The sequence below is a fragment of the Hypericibacter sp. genome, from assembly GCF_050729195.1.
In the GTDB taxonomy this organism is placed as follows: domain Bacteria; phylum Pseudomonadota; class Alphaproteobacteria; order Dongiales; family Dongiaceae; genus Hypericibacter.
Genome location: NZ_JBOHKS010000241.1, coordinates 1 through 21,718 on the forward strand (window position 1 = coordinate 1; position 21,718 = coordinate 21,718).

The 21,718-nt window shown below is 67.7% G+C and carries 21 protein-coding genes; 7 read left to right on the forward strand and 14 right to left on the reverse strand.

Annotation, left to right across the window (positions count from 1 at the left end):
• The 5 genes from ACREE8_RS19015 to ACREE8_RS19035 all read right to left on the reverse strand — a co-directional run.
• On the reverse strand, positions 1–877 hold an 877-nt coding region (locus tag ACREE8_RS19015; RefSeq protein WP_431574579.1), incomplete at its 3' end, for an alpha-E domain-containing protein.
• Positions 870–2,354: a circularly permuted type 2 ATP-grasp protein gene (locus ACREE8_RS19020; protein ID WP_431574580.1), complete on the reverse strand. Its 1,485-nt coding sequence runs from the start codon at positions 2,352–2,354 to the stop codon at positions 870–872. The genes ACREE8_RS19020 and ACREE8_RS19015, both read right to left, overlap by 8 nt.
• A gap of 153 nt (positions 2,355–2,507) precedes the next feature.
• A complete protein-coding gene (locus ACREE8_RS19025) occupies positions 2,508–3,893 on the reverse strand; it encodes a type III PLP-dependent enzyme (protein ID WP_431574581.1) in 1,386 nt (461 codons plus the stop codon).
• A 306-nt stretch (positions 3,894–4,199) separates the two neighbouring features.
• The gene (locus ACREE8_RS19030) at positions 4,200–5,231 is read right to left on the reverse strand and encodes a Gfo/Idh/MocA family protein (RefSeq protein ID WP_431574582.1); all 1,032 of its coding nucleotides are present in this window, start codon (positions 5,229–5,231) and stop codon (positions 4,200–4,202) included.
• Complete coding sequence (locus tag ACREE8_RS19035) at positions 5,228–5,824, reverse strand: dTDP-4-dehydrorhamnose 3,5-epimerase family protein (RefSeq protein WP_431574583.1); 597 nt, start codon at positions 5,822–5,824, stop codon at positions 5,228–5,230. Before ACREE8_RS19035 ends, ACREE8_RS19030 begins: the two co-directional genes overlap by 4 nt.
• 119 nt (positions 5,825–5,943) lie before the next feature.
• Here ACREE8_RS19035 and mutL point away from each other — a divergent pair, with 119 nt between their 5' ends.
• From mutL to ACREE8_RS19050, 3 genes are all read left to right on the forward strand, one after another.
• Positions 5,944–7,827 carry a DNA mismatch repair endonuclease MutL gene (mutL, locus tag ACREE8_RS19040; RefSeq protein WP_431574584.1) on the forward strand — a complete coding sequence of 628 codons (1,884 nt, stop codon included), beginning with the start codon at positions 5,944–5,946 and terminating at the stop codon, positions 7,825–7,827.
• Positions 7,828–7,946: 119 nt separating this feature from the next.
• Positions 7,947–8,852 (forward strand): class A beta-lactamase, encoded by a 906-nt coding sequence (bla, locus tag ACREE8_RS19045; protein ID WP_431574585.1) that lies wholly within the window; start codon positions 7,947–7,949, stop codon positions 8,850–8,852.
• Positions 8,853–8,956: 104 nt separating this feature from the next.
• Positions 8,957–9,571 (forward strand): tetratricopeptide repeat protein, encoded by a 615-nt coding sequence (locus ACREE8_RS19050; RefSeq protein ID WP_431574586.1) that lies wholly within the window; start codon positions 8,957–8,959, stop codon positions 9,569–9,571.
• A gap of 13 nt (positions 9,572–9,584) precedes the next feature.
• Here ACREE8_RS19050 and ACREE8_RS19055 read toward each other — a convergent pair whose 3' ends face one another.
• The 6 genes from ACREE8_RS19055 to ACREE8_RS19080 all read right to left on the reverse strand — a co-directional run bounded on the left by ACREE8_RS19055 (position 9,585) and on the right by ACREE8_RS19080 (position 15,293).
• Positions 9,585–10,286 (reverse strand): hypothetical protein, encoded by a 702-nt coding sequence (locus ACREE8_RS19055; RefSeq protein WP_431574587.1) that lies wholly within the window; start codon positions 10,284–10,286, stop codon positions 9,585–9,587.
• A 111-nt stretch (positions 10,287–10,397) separates the two neighbouring features.
• On the reverse strand, positions 10,398–11,030 hold the full coding sequence (locus tag ACREE8_RS19060) for a hypothetical protein (RefSeq protein ID WP_431574588.1): 633 nt from the start codon (positions 11,028–11,030) through the stop codon (positions 10,398–10,400).
• A 211-nt stretch (positions 11,031–11,241) separates the two neighbouring features.
• Entirely contained in the window at positions 11,242–11,805 is a 564-nt protein-coding gene (rsmD, locus tag ACREE8_RS19065; protein WP_431574589.1) for a 16S rRNA (guanine(966)-N(2))-methyltransferase RsmD, read from the reverse strand.
• Positions 11,780–13,363: a pseudouridine synthase gene (locus ACREE8_RS19070; protein ID WP_431574590.1), complete on the reverse strand. Its 1,584-nt coding sequence runs from the start codon at positions 13,361–13,363 to the stop codon at positions 11,780–11,782. Before ACREE8_RS19070 ends, rsmD begins: the two co-directional genes overlap by 26 nt.
• Positions 13,364–13,668: 305 nt before the next feature.
• Entirely contained in the window at positions 13,669–14,391 is a 723-nt protein-coding gene (locus ACREE8_RS19075; protein WP_431574591.1) for a gamma-glutamyl-gamma-aminobutyrate hydrolase family protein, read from the reverse strand.
• Positions 14,388–15,293 carry a homocysteine S-methyltransferase family protein gene (locus ACREE8_RS19080; RefSeq protein WP_431574592.1) on the reverse strand — a complete coding sequence of 302 codons (906 nt, stop codon included), beginning with the start codon at positions 15,291–15,293 and terminating at the stop codon, positions 14,388–14,390. Before ACREE8_RS19080 ends, ACREE8_RS19075 begins: the two co-directional genes overlap by 4 nt.
• A 396-nt stretch (positions 15,294–15,689) precedes the next feature.
• On the opposite strand from ACREE8_RS19080, the gene ACREE8_RS19085 reads away from it, so the two are divergent.
• Together ACREE8_RS19085 and ACREE8_RS19090 are read left to right on the forward strand one after the other, a co-directional pair.
• A complete protein-coding gene (locus tag ACREE8_RS19085; RefSeq protein WP_431574593.1) occupies positions 15,690–15,932 on the forward strand; it encodes a hypothetical protein in 243 nt (80 codons plus the stop codon).
• Between the two features lie 105 nt (positions 15,933–16,037).
• A complete protein-coding gene (locus tag ACREE8_RS19090; protein WP_431574594.1) occupies positions 16,038–16,829 on the forward strand; it encodes a carbonic anhydrase in 792 nt (263 codons plus the stop codon).
• A gap of 67 nt (positions 16,830–16,896) precedes the next feature.
• Here the strand turns inward: ACREE8_RS19090 and ACREE8_RS19095 are convergent, their stop codons facing one another.
• Together ACREE8_RS19095 and ACREE8_RS19100 are read right to left on the reverse strand one after the other, a co-directional pair.
• Entirely contained in the window at positions 16,897–18,660 is a 1,764-nt protein-coding gene (locus ACREE8_RS19095; protein WP_431574595.1) for an adenylate/guanylate cyclase domain-containing protein, read from the reverse strand.
• 221 nt (positions 18,661–18,881) lie between these two features.
• Positions 18,882–19,199 carry a hypothetical protein gene (locus ACREE8_RS19100; protein WP_431574596.1) on the reverse strand — a complete coding sequence of 106 codons (318 nt, stop codon included), beginning with the start codon at positions 19,197–19,199 and terminating at the stop codon, positions 18,882–18,884.
• A gap of 230 nt (positions 19,200–19,429) precedes the next feature.
• On the opposite strand from ACREE8_RS19100, the gene ACREE8_RS19105 reads away from it, so the two are divergent.
• Together ACREE8_RS19105 and ACREE8_RS19110 are read left to right on the forward strand one after the other, a co-directional pair.
• Complete coding sequence (locus ACREE8_RS19105) at positions 19,430–19,837, forward strand: hypothetical protein (RefSeq protein WP_431574597.1); 408 nt, start codon at positions 19,430–19,432, stop codon at positions 19,835–19,837.
• A gap of 36 nt (positions 19,838–19,873) precedes the next feature.
• Positions 19,874–20,704: a DUF6675 family protein gene (locus ACREE8_RS19110; RefSeq protein WP_431574598.1), complete on the forward strand. Its 831-nt coding sequence runs from the start codon at positions 19,874–19,876 to the stop codon at positions 20,702–20,704.
• Positions 20,705–20,968: 264 nt separating this feature from the next.
• On the opposite strand, the gene ACREE8_RS19115 is transcribed toward ACREE8_RS19110, so the two are convergent.
• On the reverse strand, positions 20,969–21,718 hold a 750-nt coding region (locus tag ACREE8_RS19115; protein ID WP_431574599.1), incomplete at its 5' end, for a transporter substrate-binding domain-containing protein.

The following is a 21,718-nucleotide window of genomic DNA, read 5'->3' on the forward strand; positions in this document are numbered from 1 at the left end:
CGTCCATGCCGCGCGCCATGATCTCGTCGATGTCGATATCCATCAGCGCCGACTGGAAGGCCCGCAGCCGCTTCTGCGCACGGGCTCCCGTGCCGAGGCCGGACTCGCGCCGCAAGGCGCTCAGCGCGTCACTGGCCTCATTGACGGCGCAGAGCAGCGAGCGCGGGAACATCGGGTTCAGCAGCAGGAAATGCGCCACGCTCTGCGGCGACATCGCCGTCACCGGATGGCGCCGGCGATAGGCCTGGAAGCCGGCGGCCGCACGAAGAAGGCCGTTCCATTGCGAGACATCGGTGGCCGAGCCCATCTCGGTGGCGCCCGCCCGCAACTGGGCGAACTTGACGTCCAGGAGCCGCGTGGTCTGGTCGGCGCGTTCGAGCTGTTGGCCCAGCAGATAGAAATACCAGGCTTCGTCACGATAGAAGGTCTCCATCGTGATGCCGACATGGGTCTGGCAGCCTTCTTTCACCAGCGTCGCGAAATTGCTCAGATTTTTGGAGGTGACCGAGCTGGTCTTCAACGGCTTCACCTTGCGATGGAGCGCGTTGAGCTGCGACCACATCTCGATCGAGATCAACGGCCGGATCGTGCGGGCATTCTCGCGCGCCTGGCGCAGACAGGAGCGGATCGAGGACGCGTTGCGCGGATCGGTCGTGTAGAAGGCGATGACCGTCTCGGCACTCGCCTGCTTATAGAATTCGGCAAAACGGGCCTCATCGGCATAGAGCGTCAGCACCGACTGCCAATTGCGCGAACCCTTGGCGTCCTGGCTATAGGATTGGTTGACATCGAGCACGCGGGCGAGCGAATTGGCGCGCTCCACATAACGGGCGGTCCAGAAGACGCAATCGGCGAAGCGGGCGAGGAGCTTAGCCAAGGACCCAGGTATCCTTCGAGCCGCCGCCCTGCGAGGAATTCACGATCAGCGAGCCCTTGCGCAGAGCCACGCGCGTGAGCCCACCCGGAAGGACCCAGGTGGATTGCCCAGTCACGGCGAAGGGCCGCAGATCCACGTGGCGTGGCTCGATGGTCCGGCCGCAGAGCGTGGGCGAGACCGAAAGCTCGATCATCGGCTGGCTGATGAAATTGCTGGGATTGGCGGTGAGCTTGTCGCGCGCCTCGGCCAGCTCGCGCTTGCTGACGCGGGGGCCGATCACCACGCCATAGCCGCCCGATTCCCCGACCGGCTTCACCACCAGTTCGTCCATCCGGTCGAGGGTGAATTTGAGGCCTTCAGGCTCGCGGCAGATATGGGTCTCGACATTGTCGATGATGGCCTCTTCGCCGAGGTAATAGCGGATGAGGCGGGGCAGATAGGCATAGACCGCCTTGTCGTCGGCCACGCCGGTTCCGACCGCGTTGGCGAGCGCGACATGGCCTTTGCGATAAGCGCGCATCAGCCCGGCCACGCCCAGCATCGAATCCGGCCGGAACACCTCGGGATCGATGGCATCGTCATTGAGCCGGCGATAGATCACATGGACCGGGGCCATCCCGCCCACGGTCTTCATGAAGACCTTGTCGTTCTCGACCACCAGGTCGCGGCCCTCGACCAGCGGCACGCCCATCTCGCGGGCGAGGAAGATATGCTCGAAATAGGCCGAGTTGAAGGAACCGGGCGAGAGCAGCACGATCTGCGGATCGCTGACGCCCGGGGGCGCGATCTGGCTCAGGGCTTCGGCCAGCTTCTGGCCATAGTTCGAGACGGGCCGGATCGGCAGGTCCTGGACCAGGTCCGGGAAGGCCCGCTGCATCAGATGGCGGTTCTCGACGACGTAGGAAACGCCCGAGGGCGTGCGGCCATTATCCTCCAGCACTCGGAACTTCCCGTCCTTGCCGCGCACGATGTCGGTGCCGCAGACATGGATGTAGGTGCCGTGCGGGACGGAGAGGTCCTGCATTTCCTTGCGGTAGTTCGCGTTGCCGAAGACCAGGTCGGCCGGGATGATCCCGTCCTTGATCGCGCGCTGCTTGCCGTAGATGTCGCCCAGGAAAGCGTTCATGGCGGCGACGCGCTGGATCACGCCCTTCTCGATCCGCTCCCACTCCACCGCCGGGATCACCCGCGGGATCACATCGAAGGGCAGGATCCGGTCGACCTGATCGCGGTTGGAATAGACGGTGAAGGTGACGCCCAGCGTCATGAACTCTCGGATGGCCGCGTTCGAGCGCTTCTTCAGCTCGGAAATCGAGAAGCTGTCGAGACGGCGCGCCAGCTCGGCGGAGGCCGCCAGCGCATGGTGCGAATGGCCCTGCAGCTCGCACCAATAGCCGCCGGTGTCGTAGCTCGACAGCAACCCGCCCGACGCAGCGCCCGTTTTGGGCGCGGCCCGTTTTTTCGCCGCTTTCTTCACGGAAACTCGACGCCCCCCAGAACCTTCGCAGCACCATCATGGCGGCGAAGGGGCTGTGCGGGGAAGAATTTTTTCTCGCTCGAAAGCGAAGGGCCGGCCCGGGAAGTCCCGGGCCGGCCCTGTATGCCAGGTCAGGAAAGTCTGGAAGCCTGACTAGATGCAGTAGGCCTTCAGCGGGGCGAAGCCGTTGAACCCGACCGAGGAGTAGGTCGTGGTGTAGGCACCGCAGGCGAGGATGCGGATCTTGTCGCCGGGCTTCAGCGCCAGCGGCAGCTCATAGGCGGTCTTCTCATAGAGGATGTCGGCGGAATCGCAGGAGGGACCCGCCAGCACCACCGGCCCGGTGACACCGCCGTCATGCGGCGTCTTCAGCCGGTATTTGATCGCCTCGTCCATGGTCTCGGCGAGACCGGAGAACTTGCCGATATCGAGGAACACCCAGCGCTGGGCGTCGGCCGCGTCCTTGACCGAGACCAGCACCACTTCGCTCTCGATCACGCCCGCCTCGCCGACCAGGCCGCGGCCGGGCTCGGCGATGAGGCGCGGCAGCTCGCTGCCGAAATGACGGCGCACCGCGGCGATCACGCCCCGGCCATAGTCGCCGATCGAGGGCACTTCTTTCTGATAGCGGGCGGGGAAGCCGCCGCCGAGATTGAGCAGGCTGGGCTTCAGGCCCGCCGCCTCGAGCTCGCGATAGAGCTGGGCGATCTGGCTCAGCACCTTGTCCCACTGCGACAGGTCGGTCTGCTGCGATCCGATATGGAAGGAAACGCCGGCGGCATCGAGCCCGAGCGCCCGCGCACGCAGGAGCAGCGCCTTCGCCATGGCGAAGGAACAGCCGAACTTGCGCGACAAGGGCCACTCGGCGCCGGCTCCGTCCACCAACAGGCGGCAGAACACGGTCGCGCCAGGCGCGGCCACGGCCAGCTTCTCGAGCTCGCCCTCGGAATCGAAGGCGAAGAGACGCACGCCGCGGCCAAAGGCATAGGCGATATCGGATTGCTTCTTGATCGGGTTGCCGAAGGAGAGCCGGTCGGCCCGGATCCCCACATCGAGGCACTGGTCGATCTCGCCGCGGCTCGCCACGTCGAAATGACCGTTGTTGTGCGCCAGCAGCCGCAGGATCTCCGGTGCCGGGTTGGCCTTCACGGCGTAATAGAGCTCGGCGGGATCGAGGGCGGCGGCGAGGCCGCGATAATTGCCTTCGACCACCTCGAGATCGACCACGAGACAGGGCGTCTGCGGCTGGACGCGGTCCAGGAACTCGGCGATGCGGGGCGTGACGATGCCGCGGTCGGAGGGTTGCGGCGGGACGACCGAGAGGTCGGCGCCACGGCGTCGTCGCGAGCGCTTGGGGGCGGGGAGGCCCGCCTGGGTCACGTCGGCGCAGGCGGCTTCCGCGCGCAGGATGTCGGCGACCGACGGCTCGTTGGCCGGGGTCGGCAGCTTCTGCGGCGCGCCCGTGTTGCGAAGATGGGTGTTGCGGAGGTGGGCGGAGCGAATACGGGCGGAGCGTCCACCCTGAGGAGCAAGGAGCATCGTCGTTCCCTCTCGGAAACCCGTTCTTCTAAAACGGGGGGTTACCAGAAGGACGCGATCCGCCGGTTGCTTAACCTACAAAGGGCCAGTGGCTCGTGCGTTAGGCGTCTGACGCACACATATAGAAATTTCTCGGCGCATCGCAAGAGAAAATTCGCGCGAGGAGAAAAAACCTGCGCGACTGTGGCGCGCAGGCGTCGCTCGAGCGTCCGTTCTTTATGACTCCGACATCATTCTTTACGGCTTCTTTATCATGCCGACGAGATTGCGGCGCCTTTGCCTCAATTTTGCCAAGTGCGAGCCTGCTCAGACGGCGTCGTCGATGCCCGCAAGACGCCGCAGCGCGTCGATGCGCTCGACCACGAGGGCGCCGCCGGCAGCGCTGCTGCGCGGCGGCGGACCGCCGGCGAGATGCGCGAGGAAGTCCCGCAGCTCGGCCTTGAGCGGCATCTCGCCGGTGACCGCGTGACGCTCGAAATCGCCCGTGGTTATTGCATCTCTTGCATTCCGCGCCGTCGCTGGGCGGCGCCCGATGAAGACCGTTTCGGGCGCGCCCTCCGACCAGAAGGCGAGGCCCTCGCTGCCGCCCAGGAGGATCGAGCGCTGGCGCTGAACCCTCGCGGCGGAGACTTCCACGTGAAGAAGCGGCGTGGCGGCCGGGAGCAGAGGCGTCGCGTCATGCAAGCGGGGCGTGGCTGGGTTGCTCTCACCGGAGAGCAGCCCCACCAGCCCGACCAGCATGCCGTCGCGCCGCTCGGCACGGGCGAGGCGCGGCTCCGGCAGCGTCCCCAGGATCTCGCGCGCGATCGAGAGATCGTGCGGCAGCAGCGTCCAGACGGCATCGACATCGCGGATCGGGAGGTCCGGCTGGAGCCGGGCGCAGGCGAGAAGCTCGACGGGCCCGAGATCCTTTCGCCGGGCGAGCGCCGCCAGGAAGCGGACGGCCGGGTGCCAGAGCCACTTCTCCATGACGAAGAGATGGCCCCGGCCGGCCGCCGCAAGGCGCAAGGCAGAGGCACTGTCGGTGGTGAAAGGCTTCTCGACGAAGATCGGCCGGTCGCGTTCCAGCAGCGTCTCGATGGCGCTCGCATGCCGGCCGGCGGGCGAGGCGATCACATAGCCGGCGAGGTCCGGCGGCAGCTCGCCGAGATCGGCGACGGCAGCGGCCCCTTGCGCCTGGGCATGGGCCCGGGCCGCGGGATCGGGATCGGCGACGGTAACGATGGCGCCCAGCGCCTGCAGGTCGCGCAGGATATGGCGGCCCCAGCGGCCGCAGCCCACCAAGCCGATCTCGAGGGCGGGCAGGGAAGCGGACGAGGCTGACCTGGGTGGCGTCATCGGGCGTCGATGGCGCCGGCTTCGAGGCCGAGATCGGTCCGCGCGATCTCCGCCAGCAGCGAGGCGAGCGGCGGGGCGTCGCGGTCGCGGGCCGAGAGCTGGGGATCGCGGCAGGGCCAGTCGATGCCGAGATCGGGGTCCGACCAGCGGCAGCCCAGGTCGTCGGTCGGATCGTAGTAATGCGTGGCCGCGATCAGCACGCCGCAGGGGGTGTGCGAGTAGAAGCCATGGGCCACCCCGCGCGGCAGAGTCAGCAGCGCCGGCGCCTCGCCGGTCAGCAGCAGCTGCGCCGGCTGGAGATAGCTCGGCGAGCGCGGGCGCAGATCCTTGAGCGCCACGAACAGCCTGCCGGCGGTGACCGCGATGAACTCGTCATGGCGCGGATGAGCGTGCATGCCACGCAGCACATTGGGCTCGGTCGTCAGCAGGCCCCATTGCCGGGGCTCGATGCCCGTGGCCCAGTTCTGGCGGTAGAGCTCGGCGAAGCTGCCGCGCTCGTCACGGTGAGGCTGGAGCGGCCAGAGGGTGACGCCGCGCGGCAGGGCCGCGAGCGCTGCACCGTCAGTGGCGACGGGATGGGGCGTGGCTGACATATGTCTGAACCCAGGGGCGACGGGCGGGCCTGGGCTGAAACTTTAGCATGCGATGCTGGGAAGAGAACGCTGCCGCGGCGGGGAGACTCAGGCTTGCCCGTTCTGCTACTGTTCCGCCCATGGTGATTCGTCTTTTGCCGCCCGATCTGGTCAACCGCATCGCCGCCGGCGAGGTGGTGGAACGGCCCGCTTCCGCCGTGAAGGAGCTGGTCGAGAACGCGCTCGATGCGGGGGCCTCGCGCATCGAGGTGATGCTGCGCGAGGGCGGCCGCAGTCTCATTCTGGTCGAGGACGATGGTGGCGGCATGACGCCGGCGGAGCTCGAGCTCGCGGTCGAGCGCCACGCCACCTCGAAGCTGCCCGACGACGATCTGGTCCATATCGCCACCCTGGGCTTCCGCGGCGAGGCGCTGCCCTCGATCGCGGCCGTCAGCCGTCTCACTTTGACCAGCCGGAAAGCCGGCGCCGACAGCGCCTGGAGCCTGACGCTCGAAGCCGGCGCCAAGGGCAAGCCGCAACCGGCGGCCCTGGCGCAGGGAACCCGCGTCGAGGTCCGCGATCTCTTCTTCGCCACCCCGGCCCGGCTGAAATTCCTGAAAGTCCCCCGCACCGAGCTCGGCCATGCCGAGGAGGTGGTGAAGCGCCTCGCCATGGCCCATCCCGAGGTCGCCTTTACCTTGCGCGACGAGAGCCGTGTGCTGTTCCGCTTCCAGGCCCCCACGACCGATCTGGTGGGCGCCGACCTGATCGGCCCCGGGCCTACTGACAACCCGAACGGCGCGCGTCTCGCGCGGCTGGGCGCCATCATGGGCCGCGACTTCCAGGAGAACGCACTGGCGCTCGATGCCAGGCGCGAGGGCCTGCGCCTCACCGGCCATGCCGGCCTGCCGACGCTCAACCGCGCCACGTCCGACCAGCAGTTCCTCTTCGTCAACGGCAGGCCGGTGCGCGACCGGCTGCTGCAGGGCGCCGTGCGCGGCGCCTATCAGGATTTCCTCGCCCGCGACCGCCATCCGCTGGTGGCGCTCTTCCTCGAGCTGCCGCCCGAGGAGGTCGATGTGAACGTCCACCCGGCGAAGGCCGAGGTGCGCTTCCGCGATCCGGGTCTGGTGCGCGGCCTCATCGTCGGCGCCATCCGCCACGCGCTGGCCGAGGCCGGCCACCGCGCCTCGACCACGGTGGCGCAGGCGGCCTTGGGCGCGCTGCAGGCGGGCTCGGGCTATGGCGGCGCCTTGGGATCGGAACCGGCCTTCGCCGGCGGCCCGGCGCGCTTCTTCCAGGGGAACTATGGCGGCTTTCGCGGCGGCACGGTGCCGCATCGCCTGGCCGAGGCGGCGGCGCAGGCCTTTGCACCCCTGGACGGCTTCGACCGGCCTTCGGCGCGCGGCGTCGGCGAGGCCGAGACGGCGGCACCCGGTACGGCCTATCCCCTGGGCGTGGCGCGGGGCCAATTGCATGAGACCTATATCGTGGCGCAGACGGCGGACGGCATCGTCATCGTCGATCAGCATGCCGCCCATGAGCGGCTGGTCTATGAGCGCATGAAGCAGGCGCTGGCCGAGACCGGCGTGGCGCGCCAGGGTCTGCTCATTCCGGAAGTGGTCGAGCTGGAGGAGCCTGCGGTCGCGCGTCTCGTCGCGCGCGCGCCCGAGCTGGCCGAGCTGGGTCTCGTGCTCGAGGGCTTCGGTCCCGGTGCCGTGGTCGTGCGCGAGGTGCCAGCGATGCTGGGACCGACCGATGCCAAGGGGCTGGTGCGCGATCTGGCCGACGAACTGGCGGCGATGGGCGAGGCGCTCTCGTTGAAGGAACGGCTCGAGCATGTCTGCGGCACCATGGCCTGCCATGGCAGCGTGCGTGCCGGCCGGCGCCTGACCCAGCCCGAGATGGACGCGCTGCTGCGCCAGATGGAAGCGACCCCTCATTCCGGCCAATGCAATCATGGCCGCCCGACTTACGTGGAGCTCAAGCTCGCGGATATCGAGCGGCTGTTCGGGCGGCGGTAGAGGCGGAAGGTCGCTTCGCTCCCTGACTCCTGTGGTGCAACGGAGACGATGTCTAACACCGAACCTCGATCTCTCGAAAATCACCGCCGGCCGTGTCTTTCCGTTTTAGTTTCTCCTCCATGATCCAGATCGAATCTCTCCTTCGCGACATCATCACGCGCCGGACGCTGCTGGCGGCCACGAGTTCCGTCCTGTTCGGTGGCGCTGTCGCGCTCGCCTCGCGGCGCGCATTGGCGGCCGAGCCGGACTTCAAGGCCATTCGCGCGCGCATCGGCGGCAGTCTCGGCGTTCATGCGCTCGATACGCAGTCCGGGCGGCGCATCGGCTTTGACGACAGCTCGCTCTTCGCGATGGCCTCGACCTTCAAGCTGCCGCTGGCGGCGGCGGTCCTGGTGCAGGTCGATCGCGGGCAGCTCGAGCTCGATCAGAAGGTCCCGATCCGGGAGTCGGACATGGTGAATTACGCGCCGGTCACCTCGACGCATGTCACGCAGGGCTCGATCACCGTGCGCGAGCTCCTGGCCGCCATCATCGAGGTCAGCGACAATCCGGCGGCCAATCTGCTGCTGGACCTGATCGGGGGGCCGCAGGGCTTCACGCAATTCATGCGCAGCCTCGGCGATCGCGTGACGCGGCTCGACCGCTTCGAGCCCGAGCTCAACACCAACCTCTCCGCCGATCTTCGCGACACCACGACCGCCCGCGCCATGGTGGACGACATGGCGCAGGTCCTCGCGGGTCCCGTCTTGTCGGATGCGTCGCGGGTCCTGCTGATCAACTGGCTCGTCGGCGCCCGCACCGGCCTCGCCCGCATCCGCGCGGGCCTGCCGTCGGACTGGAAGGCCGGCGACAAGTCGGGCAGCGGCGCCAACGGGGCCATCAACGACGTCGCCATCGCCTGGCCGCCGAACCGCAAGCCGATCCTGATCGCCATCTACATGTCCGGCTCATCGCACACAGCGGACTCTCTCAGCACCGCCCACGCCGAGATCGCGGCGGCAATTGTGAAGGAAATGATGAGCTGAGGGATCTGGCCTCCTCTCGAGGGGAGAGGTGGATTTTTCGTGTCGATCCTCGATTCCCTCAAAAATCAAGGCGCGTTTCTGCGTTCCGTCCTAGGCTCCCCCCGATGGGACAGATCGACTCCCTGATCCGGAGCGCGGTGTCGGCGTTCAATGCGGGCTCGCCTGATTCGGCGCAGGCCCTTTGCAAGGAAGGGCTGCGCCTGGCGCCCGACGATGTGGCGCTGCATCACCTGCTCGCCAATATCCTGTTCGCGAAAGGGGACCCCCAGGGGGCCGCGGCGCATCTGACGCCCAGCCTGCGCCGGCAATCGGCCAACCCGCCCGCGCGCAAGCTCGCGGCCAAGATCGCGCGTCAGCTTTGGGAACGGGGCGATCCCGAAACGGCGGCGGCGCTGCTGACGCTGGCGATCGACGAGACCAGCCCCGCCTCGTTCTGGTTCGATCTCGGCCTGGCGCGCCAGGATCTCCAGGATCTCGATGGCGCGGCCGCCGCCTATCGCGCGGCGCTCGAACGCCAGCCCACCATGGCCGAGGCCTCGGTCAATCTGGGCGTGGTGCTGCAGGAAGGGGGCGACCTGACGGGCGCGATGGCGGCCTATGGCCGGGCCTACCGCCTGCGGCCCGCGACCTTCGGCATGATCGCCCATGCGCTGACCTCGTCGCCCAAAGGCAGGCTCTGGCTCGATCCCGAGGCGCTGAAGCGGGCACTCGGCGGCTGAGCCTTCGTCCGGTCTAGTCGCCGCGCTTGGCGCGGAACTGCTTGCGATAGACGCCGGGCGTCTTCATCACCTGGGCGACGGTGCCGGCATAGGCCGCCTGGCGGACGGGATCGAAGCTCTCGCAGACGAGATCGAGGCTCGCGCGCGAGACCGGGAAACATTGCGCGACCGGCATCCCCTTCGGCAGGACACCGGTGAAATCGGGATCGAGCCAGACCGCGGGGAAATTGATTCCGCCATCCTGGAAGCGGTCGGAATCGACCAGCCCCGTCAGCAGTCGGAAGGGCAGGTCGTCGCGATTGACCGGGTGGGTCGCGAACAGCGACCAGCCGGGCTCGAGCTCGACCGTCCAGAAGCTGTTGAATTTGAGCGCCGAGCGCCCGTTGGCGAAAGGCGCGCCGGCGAACTGCTCGGCGACATGGAAGCTCAAGGGCGCGCGCGGATGACCCGAGGTGGCCGGCGCCGGAACCTCCCAGTCCCAGGCGACCTTGTCCTTCTCGATCCGCACGTCGCAGGGCAGCGGCATCAGGAACCCATGCGTCATCGCATCGACGAAGGGCGGGCATTGCTTGACGGTGCGGATGTCGCGGCCATGGCTTTCGGAAAAGGCCTTGGCCGGCATCGCCTTCAGCCAGTCGGGGAGGCCAGCCCGCGCCGGCACCGGCGGGGGCAGATGCTCGGCCAGCGCCGGATCGCAGCGGAAGACGATGCGCATCGCAGGAGGTCCCGAAGGAAACCCCATGCTCGCGACCGCGCGCCCGCGGAATCAAATGAACAGTTGTCCATGGGAAGAGCGCGGAAGCGGGCCATCGCCCCCTGAGCCTGCTTACTCCAGCCCGCCCGTGCGCCCGATGGTGCGGCAGGTGCGGGCGGTGTCGGCCAGGTCGCAGAGCTCGGCGTCGCGCACGACCGCGACCCAGTCCTTGGCGTTCGCCTGCTGCAGCGGATGCTGGGTCTCGTCGTCGCCATGCCAGGCCCGCTGCACCACATGGAGCGACTTCACGCCCTGGATCGCCTTGATCGCCAGGAATTCGACGGTCTTGAGCACGACGCCGGGTGCGGCCTTGCTCGGGTCGGGGCCCTTGCACTCCACATAGGCGAGCGCCACGAAATAGCCGTTCTCGCCGATCGAGCGCGGGCCCTCATGGCGGGTCGCCTGGCAGCCGGTGCCGAAGGCCGCGACCACCCGGTCGAGATAATGCCCGGGATCGAGCTGGATCCCGGGGAACTCCTGGACCGTGACCATGTCGGTCCAGTCGGTGACCGACTGGCCCTTCGGCAGATACTCGACGATGGTCTGGGTGGTGTCTTCATGCCGCCAAGCCTCGTCCCAGCCGCTGGGGATGGCGACGAAGAGCTGCTCGCCGGCGAGGGCCGGCCGGGCGAGGAAGGGCAGGGCCAGGGCGAGCAGTGCCATGCTCAACCCGCCCGCGGCGAGCAGCCGACCCAGCCTGGCCATGATCAGAACGTCCCCCAACTCGAATCCCGGGGCGAGGCTAGTGTCCCGCCGCCAGCCCGGTCAAGCCGCGCTGGGACAAATAACGTTCATGGGGATTGCCCCTCGCCCGTCATCGCCGGACTTGATCCGGCGATCCAGGGGCCGGCAAAGGCTGGATGCCCGGGTCAAGCCCGAGCAAGACAGGGAAGTGATGGGCGAGAGGGGGCGCCGCTTACCCCTGCCACTGCAGGAACGTCAGCTTCGCCTTTCCATAACGCCGCTCGTCGAGCGCCGTGAAGCCTGCGGGCGGCGCCAGGTCTTCGACCGTCGCGGTCTCGATCACGGCGATGGCGCCGGGGGCGAGCCAGCCTTCGCGGGCGAGGGCGGCCAGCGCGGGGGCGGCGAGGCCTTTGCCATAGGGCGGGTCGAGGAAGGCGAGGGCCGCGGCCGCCGGTGCCGCGCCGGGCTTGGTCGCATCCACCTGGCGCAGGCTCACCCGCGCGATCTCGCCCAGGGCCATGGCATTGCCGCGCGCGAGCGTGATGGCGGCGGCGTCATTGTCGATCAGGATCGCCTTGGCGGCCCCGCGCGACAGGGCCTCGAGACCGAACGCACCCGTGCCGCAGAAGACGTCGAGCACGATCGCGTCGCGGATGACGAGGCCGGCCTTGGCCGGCGCGCCATGCTCGAGGATGTTGAAGAGCGACTGGCGCGCGCGGTCCGAGGTGGGGCGGATGGCATCGCCCTCGGGCGCCGCCAGCGCACGGCCCCTAAGACGGCCGGCGACGATGCGCATGACCGGGCTTCGCGCCAGCAGCGCCGCCGGGTTTGCCGCGGCGGTCTTTCTTGAAATGTTTTTCGTCCGGCCGCTTTGCGCCCCGATTATCGACAGGTCGCTTCGCGCTCCGGTCATCGACAGGCCGCTTCGCATCTCTGTCGCTTGCAGATCGCTTCGCATCTCTGTCGTTTATAGGTCGCTTCGCGCCGGCATCCATCGGCCGCTTCGCAGCTCTGTCGTTTGCAGATCGCTTCGCGGCTCTGTCGTCCCCCGGCCGCTTCGCAGTTCGGTCATCCCCAGGTCGCTTCGCATCTCTGTCGTTTACAGGTCGCTTCGCATCTCTGTCGTTTATAGATCGCTTCGCTCTGGCATCGCGCGGCGCGGGACGGTCATGGCGCTTATCGAATCTCGGTCCGTCGGGCTTCACGAAGGAGCGCGCCTCGCGGGTCTCGAAATTCTCCTCGATTTTCTCGAGGCGGCGCTCGCCGCGCTTGCCGCGCAGCGCCCGGTCGCGCGGCTCGAAGGGCTGGTCCGGCTTGGAGAAGGGCTTCTCGCCGCGCGGTCTTTGCGCGTCGCGGTCCTCGCGCGGCCCGCGCGCGGGGGCGGCGCGATGGGCATCGGATTTCGCACCCGCATATTTCGCGTCGCGGTCGCGCTTGCCGGGCCGCAGCTTTTTCGATGCCGCGCCTGCCGTCTCCTCGCGCTTCAGCCGGCGCTTCTCGTCATGGGTCTCCTCGCGCAGGCGGCGCTTCTCGGCCGCGGTCGCGGCGCCGCCGGTGCCCTCGCCCATCTGCTCCTTGACCACGCGCGGCGAGACTTCCTCCACGCCGCCGGGCTCGAGCAGCCCCAGCTGGAACGGGCCATAGGCGATGCGGATGAGCCGGCTCACCTGCCAGCCCATATGCTCGCAGATGCGCCGCACCTCGCGGTTCTTGCCCTCGGTCAGCGACATGGTGATCCAGGCATTGTCGCCCTGCTGCCGGTCGAGCTGCGCGCCGATCGCCCCATAGCGCACCCCCTCGATGGTGATGCCCTTGGCGAGACCGCTCAAGGCCAGCGGATCGACATCGCCATTGACCCGCACGCGGTAGCGCCGCGCCCAGCCGGTCGAGGGCAGCTCGAGCTTGCGCGCGAGCTCGCCGTCATTGGTGAGCAGCAGCAGCCCCTCGGAATTGTAGTCGAGCCGGCCGATGGTGATGACGCGCGGCAGTTCCTTCGGCAGCTCGTCGAAGATGGTGCGCCGGCCCTCGGGATCGCGGTTGGTGGTGAGGAGCCCGCGCGGCTTGCTGTAGCGCCAGAGCCGGGTCGGCGTCTTGACCGGGATCGGCTTGCCATCGACCAGGATGCGCGCCTGGTCGGTGACGTTGAGGGCCGGGCTCGAAAGCTTATGCCCGTCGACCGTGACGCGGCCTTCGGCGATCCAGCGCTCCGCATCGCGGCGCGAGCAGAGGCCCGCGCGCGCGAGCCGCTTGGCGATCCGCTCGCCCGCCTTGGCCGATGAAGACGGGGGCGCGGGGGCGTCGGGCGGAAGGTCGGGCTTCTCGGCATCGGGTTCGTCGATGTCGGACTCGTTCATCAATCACTCAAACTGAAAACCCCTCCCCTTGAGGGGGAGGTTAGGGTGGGGGGTCGCTTCAAGAAGGGGCGAAGCGAGGGCCAGCCACCGCAGCATAGCGCCTGCGGAAGGGCGGTGCGCGCTCCATCCTGCCGCAGCGTCTGACGACAGAAACGGCCGGGATCGCGCTTACGGCCACCCCCCACCCCGGCCTCCCCCTCCCGCCGGCTTTGCCGGCAGCTTTTAAGAGTCGCGGGCGAAGCTCGCCTCGGGGGAGGTGCAGAAAGCAAGGGAGGTACAAAGATTCGCGCGTCAGCGAGTCCGATTTACCGGGCAGCTTCCACGAACGCCCGGAAGATCTTCTCGTCGCCCTTGCTGATCGAGAACTCGGGATGCCACTGCACGCCGAGCACGAAGCGGTGGCGCGGATCCTCGATGCCCTCGATCACGCCGTCCGCGGCGATGGCGTTGATCTTGACGCCGGGACCCACGCCCTTGGCGGCCTGATGGTGCGCGCTGTTCACCTCGAGCTCGGTCACGCCGCAGATCTTGTGGAGCAGCGTGCCCTTCTCGACCTTGACGCTGTGGCCCGGCTCGTCGCGCGGGTTGGGCTGCTCATGGGCGAGCGGCGCCTTCACCTCGTCGGGGATATGCTGGATCAGCGTGCCGCCCAGCACGACGTTGAGGAGCTGCTGCCCGCCGCAGATGCCGAGCACCGGCAGATCGGTCGCGACCGCGCGTTGGGTGATCTTCCATTCGAACTCGGTGCGCCGGCCCTTGAGCTTGACCGTCGGATGCTTGTCGGCGGCGCCGAACAGCGACGGGTCGATGTCGAAGGCGCCGCCGGTGACGACGAGGCCGTCGATGAGGGCCAGATATTCCTCCACCTGCCCGGGCTCATGCGGCAGGAACAGCGGCAGGCCGCCCGCCTTCACCACCGCGTCGGCATAGTTCTGCCGCACGGCATACCAGGGGAACTTCGAATAGCCGCCCGGCTCCTCGGAATCGAGCGTCACGCCGATGGTCGGGCGCGAGGTCGGGGAAGTCATCGTTTCGTCTCCGTCAGGGCCTTGAGCCGGGCGATATGCGCCGGCCCGGTGCCGCAGCAGCCGCCGACGATCCTGGCGCCGGCGTCATGCCAGTGATGGGCATGATGCGCATAGGACTCCGGATCGAGATCGTCGCGCAAGGGGAGAAGCCCGTCCTCCTCCATCACCCAGTCGGCCGGCACCGGCTTGAAGGCGTTGGCATAGCCGCCGGCGACCCCGCCTTTCAGCCGCGCCAGCTCGGGCATGGCGGCGGTGATGCTCTCCGGGCTGCAGCAATTGACCAGGAAGGCCGAGACGGGCAGATGCGCGATCGCCTTGGCGGCCTCGGTCACGGTCTCGCCCGAGCGCAGCCGCCCCGAATTGTCCTCATGGAGCGTCCAGCTCACCCAGACCGGAAGCCCGGTCATGGCGGCGGCGGTGGCGGCCGCGACCGCCTCGGCCGCGCTCGACATGGTCTCGCACAGCATCACGTCGGAATAGGGGGCGAGCAGCGAGGCCTGCTCCTCATAGAGCGGCTCGATCTCGGCGAAGCTCCCGACCAGGTCGGGCCGGTAGCTGCCGCGAAGCGGCGGCAGGGAGCCGGCGATGAAGACCTTGCGCCCCGAGCGGTCGCGCGCCTCCTGCGCCAGCGCACCCGCCCTATGATTGAGCTCGGCACAGCGATGCTCGATCCCTTCCTTGGCGAGCTCGGCGCGGATGATGCCGTAGCTGTTGGTGGTGATGATCTCGGCCCCGGCCGCGATGTAGTCCTCATGCACCTGGCGCACCGTGTCCGGCGCCACGATCAGCCCGTTGGCCGACCAGATGGTGTCGAGGATCGGCACGCCGCGCATGCGCAGCTCGCGCCCCATGCCGCCATCGAGCAGCACGGTCCGGTCGGGGAGGGGCAGGGTTGGGATCATGGTGGGGATGTAGTGTCGGGGGGATGTGTGGAGAAGGGGTTAGCATAGGAAGGCGATTTCCCCCTTCCTAATAGGAGGTGAGGTTACTTCGGTAGCCCTCCAGTGTGTATCCAAAACAAGGGTTAGAATCCTCTAACGCCTCGGCATGTCGGTTGCGGCTCCGTAGAAGAATAGAAATGGAGATGATAGACTAATGGTTGCGTTTCGCATGCGCTTTGGCCTGCTGCCGGTTCGGTTGACACGCTCTTAAGCTAATCCGACCTTCGCCTCGAACTCGATAGGGCTGAGATACCCGATCGTAGAATGTCTGCGCTTGGCGGGGAACTTCTGGGGGTGTGCCGAAACCCTGGAAAATTTCGCGGGCCTCAAGGCCACGCTCGCAGAAGGCGAGGTAGAATGCTCCGCGTGGAAACGAGCTTCCAAGATACTCCAGGCGATGATCACTATATTGTGTTGTATTACAACGGTCGCCCCTTGGAGGAACAACTCCAGGAGCTTGGTCTGAAAGACGGCGATGCCGTCATACTTTGGGAGCCCGACTGTGACTACACAGTCGAGGCGACGCTGCTGTTCGCCTATAAGCATCCAATGATGCTTAGACCGGCTCTGTGGGCTCGGGCGAAAACGAAATCAAGCTGAGACACCACGCGGAACGCCGCCGTCTTGCGGGAAAGCCCGCCGTCGTCCACTGTGAGCCCCGCGCTCCCGGCACTGTCGGGAGCATCGAACCCGGGGACCCACAAGATGACATTCCTATTGCCGCCCGCATCCAACCGGTCGCTCTGCCTCTGCCAGGGACAGTGCCGGGGCCATGACGATACTGTCTTCGCCCCGTCACAAAACGAGGCGCCGGCCTCGGGCCTCTCGCGCCGGCATCTGCTGCGCGCCGGCATGGCCGCTACGGCCGCCGGCGTCCTCGCCGGTGCCATCGGCACCGCAGCGCCAACGTCCGCGCTGGCGCAAAGCACCATGTCGCCCGACGAGGCGCTCCAGGCGCTGATGGACGGCAATCAGCGCTTCATCAGCCGCAAGATGACCTCGGACAAGGAGGATCTGGCGATCCTGCAGGCCAATACGGTCGATAAGCAGGAGCCCTTCGCCTCGGTGCTGTCCTGCGCCGACTCCCGCGTGCCGGTCGAGCTGCTGTTCGACCAGAGCATCGGCCATGTCTTCGTCAACCGCGTCGCCGGCAACATTGCGACCTCGGAGATCATCGGCAGCATCGAATATGGCGTGGCGGTGCTCGGCACGCGCGTGCTGATGGTGCTGGGCCATTCCTCCTGCGGCGCGGCCAAGGCCGCGATCACAGCCAAGGCGGTGCCGGGCCAGATCAGCGCGCTCTATCGCTATATCCGCCCGGCGGTGGACGCAGCCGGCGGCGATCTCGTGAAAACCATCCAGGCCAACGCGCAGATCCAGGCCAAGCTGCTGAAGGAATCCTCACCCGTCATCGCCGACGCGATCAAGGGCGGCACGCTCAAGGTCGTGGCCGCCTATTACGATCTGGCGTCGGGCCAGGTGGCGCTGCTGGAGTAGCGATTTGGCTTCCCCCTCGCGCCGCCCAGGCGGGGCGAGGGCCGGGATGACGAAGCCGCGAACGCCGTCACTCCGGCATGCCGGCCAGGCGCAGGCATTCGACCAGATGCTGGGTGTCGCCCGCCTGCTTGAACCGAATTCTGGCGACGACTTTCTCGATGGTGCCGCCGGGCTGGCCCGCCAGACATCGCGCCACCAGTTCCCGGGCGCGGTCCGCCTGGCCGAGTTTCGCACAGCAGCCTGCCATCGCGGCGAGAGCGTAGCGTGAGCTATTTTCCTCGCCTCGATCGAAATCCGCCAAGGCATCTGCGTAACGGCGCAGCACGAATTGGGCGATGCCCAGCGCGCGCCAATACCAGGGCGGCCCGAAATACGGGTCCATGCGCCGTGCGTTCCGCAGCACCTCCAGTCCCTCTTCGGCACGGCCGACTTGAGAGAGCGCGGCACCATAGTCGGCCTGGTTCCACTGGTTGACCGGGTTGATCTGGACGCCGCGCTCCATATGACGCAGCGCCAGATCGAATGACCCCCGATCCAGATAGATCTGCCCCAGAATCGTGTGACAGGTGCTTTCATTGTCGGCCAGCTCGACAGCCCGCAGCGCCAGGGCGAAGGCGCGGTCCATGAGCTCCCTCGAGGCCGAAAGATCGTTCGCCCATTCGTGATTGAAGACAGCCGCGAGGAGGCTGTGAGGGAGTCCGTATCCGGGGTCGATCTCGATCGCCCGTTCGAAGGCACGTTTGGCCTCCGCGGCCTCGGTCGGATCGTCCCAGGACAGCGCGTTGCCGCGCAGCATGAGGTCGTAGGCGGCGAGGCTCGTAGGCGGCTTGCGACGCGCGCGTTCGGCTTCGTTCACCTGCACACGGCCGACCAGGGTTCCGACGATCGTTCGCACCACCTCGTCCTGCAGCGCGAACAGATCCGCCACCGCGCGATCGTAACGCTCGGCCCAGACATGATTGCCGGTCTCGGCGTCGATGAGCTGGGCCGTGATCCTGATGCGCTCTCCCATTCGGCGGACACTGCCCTCGACCAGGAAACGGGCACCGAGCTCGCGGCCGAGCCACGACATGTCGACGGGCTTTCCCTTGAACCGGAAGGTCGAGTTGCGCGAGGTCACCGCCAGCGACGGCCAGCGCGACAGGTCCGTGATGATGTCCTCGGTAATGCCGTCGGCAAAATATTCCTGCTCCGGATCGCCGCTCATATTCAGGAAGGGCAGTACCGCGATCGAAGGCCGCGATGGCGTGAGCGGCTTGCCGCTTACGGCCGGCAACAGGGGCGTGGCCAAGCCGGAGACGCGGTAGACCTGCACCGGTTCCGCCATGTTCTTGAGGCTCCGTTCACCCAGATCCTCGAACTCGAGCCTGGTCTTGCCCTTCACATAGTTGAAGACGGTTCGGGACAGGAAAACCCCGCCGGGATCAGCCAGAGCCTCGAGCCTGGCCGCGATGTTGACGCCGTCGCCATAAAGGTCTCCGCCCTCCACCAGAACGTCGCCGAGATTGATGCCGATGCGGAGCACGATCTGTCCGTCCTGCGCTACGCTGGCATTGGCGGCATCCATGGCCTGCTGCAGCCGGGCGGCGCACTCGACGGCGTCCACGGCGCTGCCGAACTCGATCAGGGCCCCGTCGCCCATCAGCTTGACGATTCGACCGTGATGTTTGGAGACGGTGGGCTGGAGGATCTCCGAGCGCCGGGCCTTCAACGCGGCCAGCGTGCCGGCCTCGTCACGCTGCATCAATCGGCTGTATCCCACGACATCAGCGGCCAAGATCGCAGCCAGTCGGCGTTGAGCGCGTTCTTCCATCATCCGAGCCAACCACATTTCGTGGATGTTGCGCGGTCAGGCGCGGCTGAAGCGGGCGCCCGCCGCATCCTCAGGCGGCAAGACAGCGAAGCTGCCCCGGCCGGCTACGACGGCGAGCTTCAGGGCCTTGCCCCTGAAATCGCTCTCAGCCTGCTCCCTTTCCGTAAAGCCGTCGACAGGGTCTGGCGGCGGGTAAGGCGGCGTTGCCGAGCTGACGTGTCGTCCGGGCGCCGCCAGCCCTACTGCCCGCCGCCGATCACCTCCACCGACGCCGCCTGGTCGGCGCGCAGGGTGATCTGGTAGGTCGCGTTGCTGCAGACCAGGACCCAGACCGGCTGATGCGTGGTCGAGAGGGTCGGGTCGCGGGTGGCGCTCAGCGACTTGTCGCAAGGATGCCCCTGCTGGCGGATCTGGCCGGCGAGGATGGTCGCGGGCGATTCCGGCCCGTTGGGATCGGCCGCGTCGGCCGCGAGGGCCAGCGTCGGCGCCAAGGCCAGCATCGCGCCCATCAGGCCCGCCATGATCGGATTGTTCTTCTCTGCGCGTTCCGTCTTCATCTTTCCCCATCCCCTGGCCCGCATCGACGCCTCCTTCCGGTGTCGTGAACCCGGTTTGGTGCCTCCCCAGGCCGCCGACGGGCGGGAGATGCCGTGATGATGGTCAGGACCCAGGAGAACCGATCGGCGGCTCGCTGCGTTATTGGGGGCGATGCCCTTGAGCGGGCCCCACGGCCCCACATCTTCTGACATGTGGGGCGCCGTTTTTCCCGTCAAGGAAGGATCTTGCTATGTCTTTGTTCAAATCCATCATGCCCGGCGGGACCTTCATTTCCGGCCGCACAGCCCTTTTGGCGCTGCCGCTCCTGCTGTCGCTGACGGCCTGCGATCCCAATTTCCCCTGGATCGGCCCCGGCATCCAGTATCCCGGCTGGTCGCTGCCGCCGGTCGACACCACGATCACCTCGCCCCAGGCCCCGCCGGCGCCCCAGGCCGAGACGGAAGCCGCGCTGCCGCAAGGGCCAGCCGGCTATTTCGTCTGGGATCCCGGTCATTGGCATTGGACCGGCGCGGATTTCGTCTGGATCGGCGGCCATTATGTCGAGCGGCCCTATCGCGGCTCGACCTGGGTCCCGGGCGAATGGGCCCAGGACAAGGACAAGACGGTGTGGATCTACACCCCCGGGCATTGGCGTTGAGTGGGCGGCATTGAGAAGCGGGAACGGTAACGGCGCGTGGCGATCGGTGACGGGGCGGTGACGGCCGGACATCGGCGGCTGCGGAGACTTGGGTTGGCCGGGCTGCTGCTGGTGCCCCTGCTCGGGGCCACCATGCCCGGCGGGCCGGCCCTCGCCGCGGCGGGGTCCCTCCCGGCACCGCCCTGCGCGACGGGCGCGGCGGGCGATGCCGCCGCCTTCGCCGATCCGCCGAAGGCCCGGATCTGGCATTCACGCGATCTCGGCGACTGGCAGCCGCCGGCCTGCTTCGGCTGGCCGCCGATGGACCTGAACCTTGTGACCGCGCTCTCGGGAACCTTCGCCTTCGAGGGCGGCGGTGACGATCTGCTGGCACGCTTCGGCGCGGCGTCGGACTGGAAGGGGGTCCGCTACTGGTCCGCGTCGGATCGGCGCTGGGAGACCTTCATCATCGACTCCGTGGCGCTGGTGGATTTCGAGCATCGACAGCGCCGGCCGGACTTCACGCCGGCGGAGCTGAAGAGCGGCGCCGATTTCTACTTCCTGCGCGCCGACAACCGGAGTGCCAAGCCGGTCATCTATCGCATGCAGGTCACCGAGGCCGGGCCCGACCGGCTGGTCGTGAAGATCGGGAATGTCAGCCCGATCTCGGCCCTCATCTTCACCCTGTTCGATTCCGGCGACATCCAGTCGACCTACTTCCTCGAGAAGATCGGCCCGGGCCGCTGGGGCTATTACGCGCTCACGGTGATGCATGAAGGCGCCATGGTGCTCGGCAACCAGGACGAGTCCTATCTGACCCGGACCATCGCGATCTTCCGCCATCTCGCCGGCATCCCCACCGACCAGGAACCGCCACTGGTGCCGTAGAGGCGCGATGCCTCTCCTCCTGTCATCGCCGGGCTCGACCCGGCGATCCAAGGCCGCCGAGACTGGATGCCCGGATCAAGTCCGGGCATGACAGCGGCGGAGGACCGGGTGCGATGGGGCTATCTCGACGTGTCGCGACGCCTCTCCTCCTGTCATCGCCGGGCTCGACCCGGCGATCCAGGGCCGTTGAGACTGGATGCCCGGATCAAGTCCGGGCATGACAGGCTTTGCGGAATCGAGTCCAACGCTGATCTCTCGTCCGCATCAGAACGGCTTGCAGAAGCAGCGCTTCGGCGCGAGGTCGGTCTTGAACCATTTCAGGGAGAGGCGCTCCAAGGTGCCGTCGCTCATCGCCGCGGAGATCGCGCGGTCGAACCGGTTGCGCAGCGCCGGGTCCGATTTCCGGAATCCCACGGCGATGCCGAAGCCGAAGCGCTCGTCCTCGGCGAATTGCGGGCCGCTCAGCGCCAGCGGTTTGTCGCCCGGCAATGCCAGCATCGCCTGCAGCCAGGCGGCCGATCCCATCACGGCGTCGAGGCGGCCCGCGACCAGATCCCGCATCAGCGCTTCGGCCGTGGGATAGGCCTGGGCCCTGACGTCCTCGAACTGGCTTTGCAGGAAGGCGAGGTCGGCGCTTCCCGCCAGCGCGCCCACGGTATTCCCGGCGAGGGTCCCGCGCAGCGTGGCGATGGCCGCCTGCGCATCCTGCGGGGTCGCGGTCAGCGACAGAACCTTGCCCGTGCCGGGCAGGTCCGCAAGCGGTCCCGGATCGGGCACGACCAGCCCATGCCGCTCGAGCGCATAGGCCGCGCTGAAATCGATCGTCTGTTTCTGGGCCTGGGTCACCGACAGCCAGGCCATCAGCGCGTCGATGCGCCGCGCCAGCAGCGCCGCGACGCTGGCGTCGCCCTTGCAGTAGTCGATCTCGCACTGCTCCGCCATGCGGGTGCAGAGATCCTTCGCCAGCTCGGCCTCGAAGCCGATCGTGGCGGCGCTCTCCGGCGCGCTCCCGGC

Bases quoted from the DNA above. Each gene is read 5' to 3' on its own strand.
- ACREE8_RS19025 (WP_431574581.1), bottom strand. From the start codon at position 3,893: ATGCTCCTTGCTCCTCAGGGTGGACGCTCCGCCCGTATTCGCTCCGCC.
- ACREE8_RS19030 (WP_431574582.1), bottom strand. From the start codon at position 5,231: ATGACGCCACCCAGGTCAGCCTCGTCCGCTTCCCTGCCCGCCCTCGAG.
- ACREE8_RS19035 (WP_431574583.1), bottom strand. From the start codon at position 5,824: ATGTCAGCCACGCCCCATCCCGTCGCCACTGACGGTGCAGCGCTCGCG.
- mutL (WP_431574584.1), top strand. From the start codon at position 5,944: ATGGTGATTCGTCTTTTGCCGCCCGATCTGGTCAACCGCATCGCCGCC.
- bla (WP_431574585.1), top strand. From the start codon at position 7,947: ATGATCCAGATCGAATCTCTCCTTCGCGACATCATCACGCGCCGGACG.
- ACREE8_RS19050 (WP_431574586.1), top strand. From the start codon at position 8,957: ATGGGACAGATCGACTCCCTGATCCGGAGCGCGGTGTCGGCGTTCAAT.
- ACREE8_RS19055 (WP_431574587.1), bottom strand. From the start codon at position 10,286: ATGCGCATCGTCTTCCGCTGCGATCCGGCGCTGGCCGAGCATCTGCCC.
- ACREE8_RS19060 (WP_431574588.1), bottom strand. From the start codon at position 11,030: ATGGCCAGGCTGGGTCGGCTGCTCGCCGCGGGCGGGTTGAGCATGGCA.
- rsmD (WP_431574589.1), bottom strand. From the start codon at position 11,805: ATGCGCATCGTCGCCGGCCGTCTTAGGGGCCGTGCGCTGGCGGCGCCC.
- ACREE8_RS19070 (WP_431574590.1), bottom strand. From the start codon at position 13,363: ATGAACGAGTCCGACATCGACGAACCCGATGCCGAGAAGCCCGACCTT.
- ACREE8_RS19075 (WP_431574591.1), bottom strand. From the start codon at position 14,391: ATGACTTCCCCGACCTCGCGCCCGACCATCGGCGTGACGCTCGATTCC.
- ACREE8_RS19080 (WP_431574592.1), bottom strand. From the start codon at position 15,293: ATGATCCCAACCCTGCCCCTCCCCGACCGGACCGTGCTGCTCGATGGC.
- ACREE8_RS19085 (WP_431574593.1), top strand. From the start codon at position 15,690: ATGCTCCGCGTGGAAACGAGCTTCCAAGATACTCCAGGCGATGATCAC.
- ACREE8_RS19090 (WP_431574594.1), top strand. From the start codon at position 16,038: ATGACATTCCTATTGCCGCCCGCATCCAACCGGTCGCTCTGCCTCTGC.
- ACREE8_RS19095 (WP_431574595.1), bottom strand. From the start codon at position 18,660: ATGTGGTTGGCTCGGATGATGGAAGAACGCGCTCAACGCCGACTGGCT.
- ACREE8_RS19100 (WP_431574596.1), bottom strand. From the start codon at position 19,199: ATGAAGACGGAACGCGCAGAGAAGAACAATCCGATCATGGCGGGCCTG.
- ACREE8_RS19105 (WP_431574597.1), top strand. From the start codon at position 19,430: ATGTCTTTGTTCAAATCCATCATGCCCGGCGGGACCTTCATTTCCGGC.